The 13,137-nt window shown below is 66.6% G+C and carries 13 protein-coding genes; 1 reads left to right on the top strand and 12 read right to left on the bottom strand.

Annotated features, from left to right (window positions below; genetic code table 11):
- Positions 1-21: 21 nt before the first annotated feature.
- Positions 22-1,182: a mandelate racemase/muconate lactonizing enzyme family protein gene (locus shn_RS28810; protein ID WP_064333961.1), complete on the bottom strand. Its 1,161-nt coding sequence runs from the start codon at positions 1,180-1,182 to the stop codon at positions 22-24.
- Between the two features lie 139 nt (positions 1,183-1,321).
- Between shn_RS28810 and shn_RS28805 the strand changes: the two genes are divergently transcribed.
- Positions 1,322-1,645 (top strand): hypothetical protein, encoded by a 324-nt coding sequence (locus tag shn_RS28805; protein ID WP_064333960.1) that lies wholly within the window; start codon positions 1,322-1,324, stop codon positions 1,643-1,645.
- Positions 1,646-1,701: 56 nt separating this feature from the next.
- Here shn_RS28805 and shn_RS28800 read toward each other — a convergent pair whose 3' ends face one another.
- The 11 genes from shn_RS28800 to shn_RS28750 form a co-directional block, all read right to left on the bottom strand.
- Positions 1,702-2,475, bottom strand: a complete 774-nt coding sequence (locus tag shn_RS28800) for a TSUP family transporter (protein WP_064333959.1) — start codon at positions 2,473-2,475, stop codon at positions 1,702-1,704.
- Positions 2,472-3,641 (bottom strand): mandelate racemase/muconate lactonizing enzyme family protein, encoded by a 1,170-nt coding sequence (locus shn_RS28795; protein ID WP_064333958.1) that lies wholly within the window; start codon positions 3,639-3,641, stop codon positions 2,472-2,474. Before shn_RS28795 ends, shn_RS28800 begins: the two co-directional genes overlap by 4 nt.
- 7 nt (positions 3,642-3,648) lie before the next feature.
- Positions 3,649-4,383: an SDR family NAD(P)-dependent oxidoreductase gene (locus shn_RS28790; RefSeq protein ID WP_064334049.1), complete on the bottom strand. Its 735-nt coding sequence runs from the start codon at positions 4,381-4,383 to the stop codon at positions 3,649-3,651.
- Positions 4,384-4,391: 8 nt separating this feature from the next.
- Positions 4,392-5,870: an NAD-dependent succinate-semialdehyde dehydrogenase gene (locus tag shn_RS28785; RefSeq protein WP_064333957.1), complete on the bottom strand. Its 1,479-nt coding sequence runs from the start codon at positions 5,868-5,870 to the stop codon at positions 4,392-4,394.
- Between the two features lie 27 nt (positions 5,871-5,897).
- Positions 5,898-6,944 (bottom strand): tagatose 1,6-diphosphate aldolase, encoded by a 1,047-nt coding sequence (locus tag shn_RS28780; protein WP_064333956.1) that lies wholly within the window; start codon positions 6,942-6,944, stop codon positions 5,898-5,900.
- Positions 6,945-6,955: 11 nt separating this feature from the next.
- Positions 6,956-7,867 (bottom strand): sugar kinase, encoded by a 912-nt coding sequence (locus tag shn_RS28775; protein WP_064333955.1) that lies wholly within the window; start codon positions 7,865-7,867, stop codon positions 6,956-6,958.
- On the bottom strand, positions 7,864-8,940 hold the full coding sequence (locus shn_RS28770; RefSeq protein ID WP_064333954.1) for an ABC transporter ATP-binding protein: 1,077 nt from the start codon (positions 8,938-8,940) through the stop codon (positions 7,864-7,866). The genes shn_RS28775 and shn_RS28770 overlap by 4 nt, the downstream gene beginning before the upstream one ends.
- A 4-nt stretch (positions 8,941-8,944) precedes the next feature.
- Positions 8,945-9,943, bottom strand: a complete 999-nt coding sequence (locus shn_RS28765; protein WP_245337494.1) for an alcohol dehydrogenase catalytic domain-containing protein — start codon at positions 9,941-9,943, stop codon at positions 8,945-8,947.
- Positions 9,944-9,948: 5 nt separating this feature from the next.
- Positions 9,949-10,773, bottom strand: a complete 825-nt coding sequence (locus shn_RS28760) for a carbohydrate ABC transporter permease (RefSeq protein ID WP_064333952.1) — start codon at positions 10,771-10,773, stop codon at positions 9,949-9,951.
- A 10-nt stretch (positions 10,774-10,783) separates the two neighbouring features.
- Positions 10,784-11,659: a carbohydrate ABC transporter permease gene (locus tag shn_RS28755; RefSeq protein WP_064333951.1), complete on the bottom strand. Its 876-nt coding sequence runs from the start codon at positions 11,657-11,659 to the stop codon at positions 10,784-10,786.
- A gap of 71 nt (positions 11,660-11,730) precedes the next feature.
- The gene (locus tag shn_RS28750) at positions 11,731-13,023 is read right to left on the bottom strand and encodes a sugar ABC transporter substrate-binding protein (protein WP_064333950.1); all 1,293 of its coding nucleotides are present in this window, start codon (positions 13,021-13,023) and stop codon (positions 11,731-11,733) included.
- Positions 13,024-13,137: the final 114 nt, after the last annotated feature.

Genomic DNA, 13,137 nt, shown 5'->3' with positions numbered 1-13,137 from the left:
CATGAATTTCCTGGCGTCCTCTCAGTCGCGAACGCGGTATTTTTCCACCTTGGCAAGGTCGACATCGATGCCCATGCCAGGCCCCGCCGGCACGACGATCGCGCCGTCGACGAACTGCATCGGCTCGACCAGGAGGTCGTCCTTGTAATAGATGCCGCCGACCTGGCCGTGCTGCGCTTCGGCCGGAGTCGATACGGGGATGACACAGGACAAGGTCACCGCCGGCGACGCCGCGGCGAGCTGGACATTGGCGAGGTTGCCGATGCCGGTCTCGATCGATCCGTTGACGTTGCAGATGATGCCTGCGGCCCGGCAGACCGCGCCCACCTCCATCGCCTTGTAGAGGCCGCCCGCCTTTGTCGTGTAGATCGAGACGATCTGGATGCCGCCATTCTGGACGATCTGGATCGAATCATGGGCATTCCAGGCCGATTCGTCGGCCATGACCGGCGCGTCGATCCGACGTCCGACCTCGGCGATCCGCTCGATGCCCATCACCGGCTGCTCGACATATTTGAGCCCGTTCTTCTCCATCTTGCGCACGGTCTGCACGGCTTCGCCCGGCGTCTTGTAGCCCTCGTTGGCGTCGACGCAGATCTCGACGGCATCGCCGGCGACCTCCCGCACGGCATCGACCATGGCGACATCGCGCAGCGGATCGACGCCGATCTTGACCTTGATCGTCCTGACGCCCTCCTCGACCAGCTTGGCGACCTCGGCGCGCGCCTCCTCGATGGAGATCAGGCCGATGGAATGGGTGACCGGCACCCGGCCGCGCGCCTTGCCGCCGAGCAGGGTGTGCACGGGAACGTTCAGCCAGCGACCGGCAAGATCATAGGCGGCGAACTCGACCGCAGCCTTCGAATAGGGATAGCCGCGGATGATCGCATCCATCCGGGCATGCAGTTCTGCGAAATTGCCGAGTTCGAGCCCGATGACGGAAGGCGCGAGATAGGTATCGATGACCGCGCGGGTGATCATGGCGGATTCGCCGAAATAGCGGCCGAATTCCCCGCCCCAATCCTTGAGCGCCGGCGCCTCGCCCCAGCCGACCCGGCCGTCGCTGTCGGTCATCTTGACCAGCACATAGCGGCCGATGACCTCGGTCAGGCCCGCCCATTTGTGCTCGCGCCGCGTGGGCAATTGGACAATCAATGTTTCGATGGACTTGATCGTTGGCACTGGCTCCACCTTCTCCTTGCCGTCGCAGGCGTCTCGCTGTAAAATGCGATCATCTATTGTGATCACACTTTATGATCATGATTTTGAATGTCAAGGATCGCCGGCGCGATTTTTTTACGGCCGATGATGGGAGGGAAACATGATTGTCGAAGCGACCAACTACTTCGCAAAGGAGGGCTTGGCCGACGCGGTGCTCAAGCAGCGCCGCGAGGCAAGCGACATCAGGCACAGGCTCGGGCTTGCGCCAGGACTGATCCTCCTGAAACTGGAAGGAGACGGTCCGGATGTCCGCTGGGAGTGCAGGTTCGCTTCAAGAGAGGCTTACGAGGCCGACCGGGCGGCCAGGGCGGCCTCCCCGGACTTCGAGGAGGCGCGCAGGGCCATGCATCGCCTGCTGGTGAAATTCGAACGACATGTCAGCATGGAAGCCGACGCGGGCGGCCACACGTTCCAGAGTGGTTGATATCCCGACCTCTGCGCCGGAGGCACGGCGGTCAATCGGCGAGGCGGGATGCCGCGTCATGCATGAGCAGGAACGGCCCCGAGGATCACGGGCGCGATCAGGGAAACGCCGGACAGCAAGAGCAGCACGAAGGCTGCGAAGCGGAGCGTGCGTGCCGAAAGCGCCGGGGGCCAGCGGCGTGCCAGATAGGTCGAAACCAGGACGGCCGGCAGACCGGCAAGCGCCCAGACAAGCGCGTGATGCTGCCAGTCGCCGTTTGCCGCGACGAGGCCGAGACGGAACACCGAGTTGAGCGCGAAGATCGCCACGAGCGTCTCGCGGACGACCCGATGCGGCAGGGGCTGACGGTAGAACTGAAAGACCAGCGGCGGCCCCGCGGTGGAAAAGAGCCCGCCCATCAGGCCGCCAAGCGCACCGAAGAACAGGAAGGCAGGCCCGCCCGACTGCTGCGCCAGCGGCGACGGCCGCCGGATCAGTTGGAGGCTCGACACGATGATGGCGAGCCCGAGAATGAGGCGCAGCGCCGACAGCGACGAGGCCGCCAGAAGCGTCAGCACCCCGTAGCCGGCGGCGACCATGGGCAGGGCGCCGGCAAGCGACAGAAGGAACGGTTTCACGGCGATATCCCGCCAGCCGCGCGCCAGCACCATCATGGCATTGGCAAGTGTCAGCAGGCTGACGACGATGGCGGCTTCCGGCAGCGGGACAAGGTCCGTCAGCGCCAGGGCGCCCATCAGCAACAGGCCGAAGGCGAAACCCGTCAGGGTCTGCACATAGGCCGCCACGAAGGCGAGCGCGGCGAAGACGGCAAGTTCGCTCGTGCCGATCATGCCGCGGGGCCGGACGCCAGGGCGAGGGTGCGGAAGGGTTCGAGCCGGTCGAGATCCGGCACCGTTCCGAGGCCCGGCCCTTGCGGCAGCACGACGACGCCCTCCTCCACCACGGGCCATGCGGGCGCGACCGCATCGCGCAGCGGATTCGGATTGACGTCGATTTCGAGCAGACCGTCCCCGCCAGCAGCCGCCAGGATATGGGCCGAGGCGGCAAGGCCGATGCCGGCGCCGAGGAAATGCGGGCAGTAGCGCCGGCCGGCGGCGATTGCGGCCACGGCCACCGCGCGGCACCCTGTCGGTCCACCCCATTTTGCCGCATCAGGCTGGATGACGGAGAGGTGGCCGGCGCCGATCGCCGACCGGAAGGCCCGCAAACCGGCAAGGTTCTCCCCTCCGGCCAGCGGCGTTGCGGTCAGCCGCGCAAGCTCGCCCCAAACGGCCGGGCCGGCATCGACACGCACCGGCTCCTCCACCCAGCCGAGCCCGAGATCGGCCGTCGCCAACAGGAAGTCCTTCGCCGCTTCCGGCGAAAACGCCTGGTTGGCGTCCGCATGCAGCGTTTCCCCGGGCTGCAGGCTCCCGGCGAGCGCACGGATCAGCGCCAGGTCGCGATCGAAGTCGAAACCGACCTTGACCTTGAAGTCGCGGTAGCCGGCCACGCGGGATTGCGCCACGACCGTTTCGGCGTCGCGGATATGAATGCCGCTGGCATAGGCGCGCACCGCGCCCGCCGCGTCGGGCGACAGCGCCGCGGCAAGCGGCACGCCGCGGCGGCGGGCAACGAGGTCCCAATAGGCCATGTCGAAACCGGCGATCACCTGCGCATAGGGGCCGGCCTCCCCGGTCTGCAGCACGAGTATGTGCGTTGCCGCTGTCAATTCCTTCCAAAGATCCGCCGGATCGGGCAGCGGCCTGTCGAGGATGCGCGGCGCGATATCCGAGACGAGCAGGCGGGCACGATGCTCCGCGCCACACGCCGGCCAGTTGCACCAGATCTCCCCCCAGCCGACCAGGCCCGCATCATCCTCCAGCCGCACCAGCACGGCCGGCCGGTCCCTCATCGTGCCGAAGGACGTCGAGACAGGTTTTTCGAGCGGCACGCAGAAGACATGCGCCTCGACGGACCTGATCACAGGGGAACGGGTGGGTCCTGCCTTGCTCATGGCATCCTCACCCCGCAAGGAAGCCGCCGTCGACGGCATAGACCGTACCGGTGGCATAACGCGCAGCCGGCATGGTGAGGAAAACCACGGCGCCCGCCACCTCCTCCGGCTGGCCCCAGCGCTTCAGCGCCGTGCGCGCGGCGATCCGGTCGCGATGCGCGATATCCTTGCGCCCCTCGCTGTTGATCGCCGTCTCGATATAGCCGGGCGCGACGGCGTTGACCCGGATCCCCTCCTCCGCCCAGGCGAGCGCGAGGGCCTTGGTCAGCATCACGACGCCGCCCTTGCTGGCACAATAGGCCGGAAGGCGGGGCAAGGCGGCAAAGGCGTTCATGGAGGCGATGTTGACGATCGAGCCGCGGCTTGCGGCAAGATGTGCGCGAAAGGCCGTGGAGGTGCGGAAGGTGCCGGTCAGGTTGACGTCGAGCACGCGCTGGAAGGTCTCTATCCGGAACTCCTCGTCGCGGGCGAGGATGCCCGCGCAATTGACCAGCGCATCGACCCGCTCGAAGCGGGCGGCGAACGCCGCCACGGCCTCGTCGGAGGTGACGTCCAGGACGTCGAGATCGACGGCCGGAAGGCGCGCCAGGGCGGAGCGGTCGAGCGTGGCACGGTCGTGGCCGGTCGCCACGACCTTCGCACCACGGGCGTGGAACAGCGCGGCAATCGCCGAGCCGATATCCCCCGCGCCGCCGACAACGACGACCTGGAAGCCGGGTGGAAAGGCGAAAGGATCCGTCATCTCCCCCATCAGATGCCTGCCACGGCGACATATTTCAGTTCGAGGAAACCCTCGATGCCGTAAGAGGAGCCTTCCCGCCCCATGCCCGACTGCTTGACGCCGCCGAACGGTGCCATCTCGTTGGCCAGCATGCCGGTGTTGACGCCGACCATGCCCGCCTCCAGCGCTTCGGCGACCCGCCAGACGCGACCGAGGTCACGCGCGTAGAAATAGGAGGCGAGACCGAACTCGCTGTCGTTCGCCATGGCGATGACCTCGTCCTCGTCGCGGAAGGTGATGATGGGGGCGAGCGGCGCGAAGGTCTCCTCCTTCGCCACTTTCATGTCCTGCGTGATGCCGCTCATGACGGTCGGCTCGAAGAAGGTGCCGCCGAGGGCGCTGCGCTTGCCGCCGGCGAGCAGCCTGCCGCCCTTGGCGAGCGCGTCGCCGACATGCTCCTCCATCTTGGCGACCGCCCTGTCGTCGATCAGCGGCCCCTGGCTGACGCCCGTTTCGGTGCCGCGGCCGAGCGTGATCGCCGAGACCTTTTCCAGGAGCCTGGCGGTGAACGCCTCCGCGACGGTCTCCTGGACATAGATGCGGTTCGCGCACACGCAGGTCTGGCCGGCATTGCGGAACTTGGAGATCATCGCCCCCTCGACCGCCGCGTCGATGTCGGCATCGTCGAACACGATGAAGGGCGCATTGCCGCCAAGTTCGAGCGACAGGCGCTTGATGCCGTCCGCCGCCTCCTTCATCAGCCAGCGCCCGACGCCGGTCGAACCCGTGAAGGTGATCTTCGCGACCTTCGGATTGTGGCAGAACTCCATGCCGATCGGCCGTGCCTCGCCGGTGACGACCGAGAACACGCCCGCCGGCACGCCCGCACGCTCCGCCAGAACGGCGAGCGCGAAGGCCGAGAGCGGCGTCTGGGCGGCTGGCTTCAGGATCATGGAGCATCCGGCGGCAAGGGCAGGCCCTGCCTTCCGCGTGATCATCCCGTTCGGGAAGTTCCAGGGCGTGATGGCCGCGCAGACGCCCACGGGCTGCTTGAGCACCATGACGCGCTGGTTGCGGTTCGGGCCGGGAATGATGTCGCCATCGATGCGCTTGGCCTCTTCCCCGAACCATTCCAGATACGCAGCATTGGAGATGATCTCGCCCCTCGCCTCGCCGAGAGGCTTGCCCTGCTCGGCGGTGAGGATATGGGCAAGGTCGTCCGCATTCTCGACGATGAGTTCGTACCAGCGCCGCAGGACGCCGGCCCGCTCCTTGGCCGACCGCCGTGCCCATTCGACTTGCGAAAGGGCCGCCGCGTCGATCGCCTGGCGAACCACCTCCACGCCGAGATCCGGAACACGGGCGATGACCGATCCGTCGAATGGATCCGTGACCGTGATGGTCCTGCCGTCCGCCGCGCCGAGCCAGCGGCCGGCCACATAGGCCTTGTCGGTCAAGAGGGACCGGTCCGTCAGGGCCGGCACCGGCTGCGTCGATCGATCGTCCATGGTCGTTCCTTCCGTCAATGGCCCGTGTCAGGCAGCGGCATAGCTCTTGGCGAAGTCGCCTTCATTGTGGATCTCCTGGAAGGCGGGCGCCGGCGGGGTCCAGCGGGGGGCCTTGGCGGCGGTGAGCGCGCTCAGGCGCTCCACCACGGCCACGCCTTCCTCCGCAAGAGCCCTGGCGACGGCAGCGGTATCCGGGAAATGCGAGCGGATCGCATCGAGCCAGATGGTGCGGCCCGCCAGGAAACCGCCGGCGCCGGCGGCATAGGCATAGTCGAGCACGCGTTCGAACTTTTCCGTCGCCGCGCCGCCCGACAGCAGCACCCACGGAATGCCCGCATCAGCGCAGATCCTGCCGATCGCATCGAATTCCCGCTGGGCGGCAAGGGCAGCCGCGCTGCCGTCGCGCGGCGGCAGGCTGTTGGCGGCAAGCGGGCTTTCGAGTTTCAGGAGATCGACGCCGTATTCGGGCTTTGCGAATTCACGCACGCTCTCGATCACGAGTTCCGGCAGCTTGGTCGGCGATTCGACATAATCCGCCGTATGGCCCGCGGTGCCGAGGAACGGGAACACGAGCAGTTCGAGCACATAGGCGATGTCGTGGCGACGGCAATCCTCGCCGATCTTGCGCACGAACGCCTTCTGGTGCGCCAGAACCTCGGCCGAGGCGTCCGGCCGGTACCATGCGAGCACCTTGACCGCATCGCCACCGAGACGGCGGATCTTCTCGACGCTCCAATCGGCGATGACCCTGGACTTGCGGCCGCCCTCGGTCTCCTCCGTACGGTGATCCTCCAGGGTGACGATCAGGCCGCAGTCCGGCGGCAGCACGTCGATGGCGGCGGGAATGGCATAGTTCGGATCGAACAGCATGGAGCTGCAATGCGGGGCGAGATTTTCGACCAGAAGCCGCTTTGCCGTGATCATGTCGGAGAAGGCGACGTCCGACTTGTCGATGCCGCGCGCCGCCGCGAGCGCTTCGAAGAGCGGCGGACGCTGGTCGAGCGCCACCATGCAGAAGTGGCCGTCCTTGTTGGCGAGACGGGCAAGGCCGCGGGTTTTTCCAAGTGTAAGCATGACGTTTCCTTTCAGGATGATTTCAGATCGTCGAGGGAGGGAATGGCGGCACGGCCGCCGGGCCGTGTGCATTTCAGGGCGGCGACCGCGCTGGCAAAGCCGAGTGCATCGGCAATGCCGAGGTTGGCACCGATCGCGAAGGCATAGGCGCCGTGGAAGGCATCGCCGGCGGCCGTGGTGTCGACGGCATGGACGGCCGGTGCCGGCATGTCGTGCCTGCCGGAACCGTCCTGCCAGACGAGGCCGTCGCCACCGCGGGTGACCGCGACCATCCGGCAGCCGAAGCCCGCCGCCAGCGTCAGCGCCGCGTCCAGGTCCTCTCCGGCGAAACCGCGCAGGCCGGGCTCGGAGAAGACGGCGTGGTCGGTCAACGGAAGCAGGCGTTCGAAGATATCGGCGTCGGCAACGTCACCGTCGAGAACCGTCGGTATGCCGCGGCGCCGCGCCGCGGTGAAAAGCGCCTCCGCGCCCTCCGGCCAGCGCGGATCCGCCAGCACGCAATCGGCAGAAAGGCCGGCAAGCGGAAGCCAGGCGGGATCGGCCGGAGTGCGGCCGCGGAAATTGACGATCTGCCGCTCGCCGCGCGCATCGACGATGACGCCCGAGACGGACGATGCCCCGCCCTCGAAGAGCCGGAACTGGCCGATCTCGACACCTTCGGCCGCAAAGGCCTCCGCCATGAGGCGGCCCGCCTCGTCGTCGCCTGCCCTGCCCCAGAAGGAAACCGCGCCGCCAAGCCTTGCGACGGTCACCGCGGCATTCGCCGCCATGCCGCCCGGTTCGGTCAGGTGCTCGCCCGCGCGGATCTTCTCGCTGCCGCCGGAAAACGGTGTTTCGACCCGCCAGATGCGATCGAGCGCGGAGAGCCCGAGGCAGATGATCGATGGTGCAGCCCCCTCGGGTATGATCGGCGGGCGGATCATCGGATGGCCTTTCCATCCGCGCTGTCGAAGAGATGCGCCTTGCCGGCCTGCGCGGCGAAGGCCAGCCTGTCTCCGACCTTCGGCCTCAGTTCGGGGTTGACGCGGGCAACGGTCCGTACGCCCGCAAGATCGAAATGCGTGAGCGTGTCGGAGCCAAGCGGCTCGACGAGGTCGATCGTGACGGGCAGCGCGCCGGCGACGTCGTCGGCAGGAACGAGATGTTCCGGCCGGATGCCGAGCACCGCCTTGCTCCTGCCGCCGAGCGCGGCCTTCAACCCGTCCGGCACGGGCGCGGCAAGATGCGGCGCGCCTTCGAACACGAAGGTCTCGCCCGAGCGCCGGATGTCGAAGAAGTTCATCGCCGGGGAGCCGATGAAGCCGGCGACGAACTGGTTCGCGGGCGTCTCGTAGACGTCTTCCGGCCGGCCGAACTGCTGGATCTCGCCGCCTTTCAGGACCACGATGCGATCCGCCATGGTCATCGCCTCCACCTGGTCGTGGGTGACGAAGATCATGGTGGTCTTCAGCTCCTGCGACAGCGCCTTGATCTCGGTGCGCACCTGGCCGCGCAGCTTGGCGTCGAGGTTGGAGAGCGGCTCGTCGAACAGGAAGACCTTCGGGTCGCGGACGATCGCCCGCCCCATGGCGACGCGCTGGCGCTGGCCCCCGGACAGCGCCTTCGGCTTGCGCTCCAGGAAGGGCTCGATATGCAGGAGGCCGGCGGCACGGCGCACGCGCTGGTCGATCTCCGCCTTGCTCATGCCGCGCAGCTCGAGCGCGAAGGCCATGTTGTCGTAGACGGTCATGTGCGGATAGAGCGCATAGTCCTGGAAGACCATGGCGATGTCGCGCTTGGAGGCCGGCACGTCGTTGACCTTCGTCTCGCCGATGAAAAGCTCGCCCGAGGTGCACGGTTCGAGACCGGCGATGATGCGCAGGAGCGTGGACTTGCCGCAGCCGGACGGACCGACGAAGACGACGAACTCCTCGTCGGCGATCTCCAGGTCGAGGCCGGGGATGATGGTGAGTTCGCCGAACTTCTTGGCGATGTTCCTGATCGTGATCGAGGCCATGGTGTCACCCAAACGAAAGGACGGGCTTGATGAGCTTGCCTTCGGCGAAGCGGGCGAAATTCTCTGGCAGGTCGTCGAGACCGAAGGCGGCGTCGACGAGCCGGCGATAGCGCTCCTTGTTGGCGCGCAGCAGTTCGACATTCGGCGCGAAGTCGCCGACCGGGAAATAGAAGGTGCGGATCATGTAGAAGTCCTTGCGGCGGAAGATCTTGCCTTCCTCGATGGTCCAGGGCGCGGCGTTCTCCCCGACCAGCATCAGGGCCCCGCGCGGCAGGACCAGCTCTATGCCGAGATTGCGCGCCACATGCGCGCCGGAGCATTCGAAGATCAGCTTGAAGCGCTTCTCGCGCGCGCCGACGGGATGGGCCTTCGCACCGAAGGAAACGGCGATCGCCAGCCGCTCCTCGTTCGGATCGCTGACATGGATGTCCTCATAGCCAAGGCTCGATAGCGCCAGCACCACGCCGAGCCCGACCGGGCCTGCACCGGTCACGAGGACCGGCACAGACCCTTGGGGAGGAACGAGTGGCATGGCGAAGCGAACGGCGTGGGCGGACGTCCCGATCGTGTCGAGCAGCAGCGGGGCGAGATCGTCCTCGATGTCGTCGGGCACCGGCAGGAGGCAGTTTTCGGGCACCGGCACGTATTCCGCATAGCCGCCCGGCCGGTTCCAGCCGATCAGGCTCGATACTTCCAGGCACATCTGCGTGTCGCCCGCACGGCAGGCATCGCAATGGCCGCAATGCACCGGGATGTAGACCGCGCAGCGCTGTCCGTGGCGCGGATGGCCCGGTTGTTCGACGACGCCGAAGATCTCGTGGCCGGCGGTGAACTCCGCCCCCTTGTACCAGAGCTTGAAATCCGAGCCGCAGAGCGCGGTGCGCAGCACCTTGACCAGCACCTCGCCCTGCCCGACGGGCGGCAAGTCCCGGGTTTCGATGGTGATCCTGCGGTCGCCGTGGAAGACGGAGGCGCGCATGCGGGCATTCTTTCTGTCTGTCATCCTGATCATCCCTTGACGGCACCGAGGGTCAGCCCTGCGACGAGCCAACGCTGGACGAGGATCGCGAGCGCGAGCGGCGGCAGCGCGATGAGCGTGGCGGCCGCCATTAGCGAGCCCCACTGGGTGGAACCTTCGCCGACGAAGTTGAAGGCGGCGGCAATCAGCGTCTTCGTGTCGGAGTTCGACAGGATCAGCGAGAAAAGGAAGAAGTTCCACGAGAAGACGAAGGCGAGGATCGACGCGACCGCGACGCCGGAGCCGACAAGCGGCAGGGCGATCCGCCAGAGAATGCGGGTCACCGAGCAGCCGTCCATCTGCGCCGCCTCGAAGACGCTGCGCGGAATGTTGTCGAAGAAGGGAAGCAGCACCCAGATGACGATCGGCATGGTGATCACCGCATGGCTGAGAATCAGCGCCGTGTAAGAGCCGATCAGCCCGACCTCGCGGAACATGATGTACCAAGGCAGCAGGAACAGCGTGCCCGGCGCCATCCGCGCGGCAAGTGTCAGGACGGCCGGCCAGGTGATGCGCGACCAGGAGACGGCGAAGGCGGCCGGGATGCCGAAGGCGAGGCCAAGCAGCGTCGAGCCGATGGTCACCACGAAGCTGTTGACCGCATAGGACAGGAACGGCGTCGTCTGCCACAGCGTGACGTAGTTCTCGAAGGTCGGCTGGAAGAACAGCGTCGGCGGATAGGCCGTCACCTCGAAGGACGGCTTGAAGGAGGAAAGCACCATCCAGACGGTCGGGGCCAGGATAAGGATGCCCGCGACGGTCAGTTGCAGCGTGTTCAGCCAGTGGACCCAGCGGGGGCTCGAATGGTCGTTCATCGTCGTCTCCTTACCAGGCGACCGCGTTGCGCAGGCGGTTGAGCACGAGCACGGCGGCCAGCACGATGGCCGAGAGCGTGATCATGAGCGCGCTGGCATAGCCGATGTTGAAGAACTCGAAGCCGACCCGGAACCCGTAGATGTTGAGCGTGTTCGAGGCATTGCCCGGCCCGCCCTGGGTGGTGATGTAGATGATGTCGAAGAAGCGCAGCAGATCGACGCTCCGCAGCACGGCGGCCGTGACGATGGTCGGCAGCAGCAGCGGCAGGGTGATGCGCCGGAAGATGCGGAACGGAGAAGCGCCGTCGATCTGGGCGGCCTCGTAGACGCTGGGCGGCAGGGACTGCAGCCCGCCGAGAACGATCAGCGCGACATAGGGCGCCCATTGCCAGGTATCGATCAGGGCGATGGTCGGGATCACCCAGGTCGGAGAGGCCAGCCATTCGGAGGCCGGAAGGCCGAGCGACACGAGGATGTAGTTGGCCGCGCCCAGCGAGGGATCGAGAATGACGAGCCACATCATGCCGGCCACCACGGGCGGCATCATGAAGGGCGAGATCAGAAGCGAACGCAAGAGGCCGGACAACCGCTTGGAATGAAACAGCAGCATGGCGAGATAGATGCCGGCGACGAGCTGCAGGACCATGGACAGGGCGTAGAGCGCGAAGGTGACGTAGAGGCCGTTCCAGAACTCGCCGTCGGCCACGAGCGCCGCATAGTTGGCGCCGCCTGCAAAGCTCGCCTCCCCCGTCGACGAGAACGCGTGGAAGCCGAGCCAGATCGTGTAGACCACCGGAAAGGCGATCATGGCGACGGTGAAGAGGACCGCCGGTGCGGAGAGCGCGGCAAGCTGCCGTCCCTGGCTGTTGGTCGAGCCTGGAGTCATTGTCCGGTCCTTCCAGTGGGCGATTGCGTCGGATACCGGGTCCCGCCGAAGCACAGGACCCGGCAGATGCGCTACTTGCGGGCGATCAGGCCGTCGAGCGCGCTGTCGGCGGCGGCGCATGCCTCCTCGACCGACCGCTGCCCGAGAAGCACGTCCTGCACGGCCTGGCCGATATAGTCCCGCGATTCCGGATTGGCGATGATGGGGTAGCCGACCTCGGAAGACCCGTCGGACGCCAGCACGCCGAGCGCCGCCTGCCAGCTCGCCCGCACGGGCGCCTCGGCGATCCAGGCCTTGTACTCCTCCTCGGCGGCGACGGAGGCGCGCGGCGAGGCGACGCCCTGAAGCGCCAGGCGCTTCTGCATTTCCGGGCTGGAGGCCCACTGCACGAAGTACCAGGCCGCATCCTTCCTGGCGCTGCGGCTGGAAATCGCAAGACCCCAGCCGATCGCCGTCGGGACGGTTCCCGCCTCGCCGGCCGGCAGCGGAATCACATCCGTGTCGTTCAGGCGCTCGCCGCCCTCCATGATGGTGCGCAGTTCGTTGGAGGATTCGAAGGCCATCGCCGCCCGGCCGCTGCGATAGAGCGCGGAGATCTGGTAGAAGCTGTAGTTCGCCGCGCCGGGCGGCCCGTATTCGCGCATCAGGTCGCCGTACCAGGCGATGGCCTTCTGGCCCGCCGGCGCGCAGAGGGCCGACTTGCCGTCGACGATGTAGGTGCCGCCCATATTGTGCAGGACGTTGCTGAACGTATAGGCGATCGCCGGCTTCAGGCCACGCGAGGCGAAGGGCGTGACGCCGGCGTCGCACTCCTTGATCTTTTCGGCCGCAGCCCGCACGTCGTCGAGCGAAGCCGGCTTGGCAAGGCCGCATTTCTCGAAGATATCCGTCCGGTAGTAGAGCAGCGGGCCTTCGAGGTTGAGCGGGATGCTGGTCAGCTTGCCATCGAATGTCGCAGCCTTCACGAGAGCGGGGCTCACACCTGCGAAATCGTATTCCGGAGCCACCGAGCCCTGCGTGTAGGCCGAAAGGTCGGCATACCAGCCGGAGGCCGCGAACTGCTGCCCTTCGCGGGAGGCGAGGGTCATGAACACATCGATCTCGTCGCTGCCGGAATTGAGCACGGTGACGAGGCGCTGGCGCATCTGCTGCTCCTGGTAGGAGTCGACCCGCAGGTTGATCCCGGTCAGCGCGGTGAATTCATCCTTGTAGGACAAGACCGCCTGGGACCAGGGATTGTTGTTGGCCAGGAATGAAACCGTTTCACCTTCATGCGCCTTCCAGTCGAAGGCGAAGGCGGAGGTCGCCGTCCCGGCCAGGAGCACGGACAGGACAACAGCAGGGATAGAACGATTTTTCAGCATATCTTCCTCCACAAGGCCGCTTTCAGCGGCAGACCGAGCGCTTCTCCCGAGCGCAATCTCCATGTAACCGGTTACATATTATGTTGCAGGCATCGCTGTCAACACTCAGTCTTC

This window comes from Shinella sp. HZN7 (genome assembly GCF_001652565.1).
Taxonomy (GTDB): Bacteria; Pseudomonadota; Alphaproteobacteria; order Rhizobiales; family Rhizobiaceae; genus Shinella; species Shinella granuli.
This window is presented reverse-complemented; position numbering and strand designations above follow the sequence as displayed.

Excerpts from the sequence above, each read along its gene's own strand:
- shn_RS28805 (WP_064333960.1), top strand. The coding sequence starts at position 1,322 with ATGATTGTCGAAGCGACCAACTACTTCGCAAAGGAGGGCTTGGCCGAC.
- shn_RS28800 (WP_064333959.1), bottom strand. The coding sequence starts at position 2,475 with ATGATCGGCACGAGCGAACTTGCCGTCTTCGCCGCGCTCGCCTTCGTG.
- shn_RS28795 (WP_064333958.1), bottom strand. The coding sequence starts at position 3,641 with ATGAGCAAGGCAGGACCCACCCGTTCCCCTGTGATCAGGTCCGTCGAG.
- shn_RS28790 (WP_064334049.1), bottom strand. The coding sequence starts at position 4,383 with ATGACGGATCCTTTCGCCTTTCCACCCGGCTTCCAGGTCGTCGTTGTC.
- shn_RS28785 (WP_064333957.1), bottom strand. The coding sequence starts at position 5,870 with ATGGACGATCGATCGACGCAGCCGGTGCCGGCCCTGACGGACCGGTCC.
- shn_RS28780 (WP_064333956.1), bottom strand. The coding sequence starts at position 6,944 with ATGCTTACACTTGGAAAAACCCGCGGCCTTGCCCGTCTCGCCAACAAG.
- shn_RS28775 (WP_064333955.1), bottom strand. The coding sequence starts at position 7,867 with ATGATCCGCCCGCCGATCATACCCGAGGGGGCTGCACCATCGATCATC.
- shn_RS28770 (WP_064333954.1), bottom strand. The coding sequence starts at position 8,940 with ATGGCCTCGATCACGATCAGGAACATCGCCAAGAAGTTCGGCGAACTC.
- shn_RS28765 (WP_245337494.1), bottom strand. The coding sequence starts at position 9,943 with ATGACAGACAGAAAGAATGCCCGCATGCGCGCCTCCGTCTTCCACGGC.
- shn_RS28760 (WP_064333952.1), bottom strand. The coding sequence starts at position 10,773 with ATGAACGACCATTCGAGCCCCCGCTGGGTCCACTGGCTGAACACGCTG.
- shn_RS28755 (WP_064333951.1), bottom strand. The coding sequence starts at position 11,659 with ATGACTCCAGGCTCGACCAACAGCCAGGGACGGCAGCTTGCCGCGCTC.
- shn_RS28750 (WP_064333950.1), bottom strand. The coding sequence starts at position 13,023 with ATGCTGAAAAATCGTTCTATCCCTGCTGTTGTCCTGTCCGTGCTCCTG.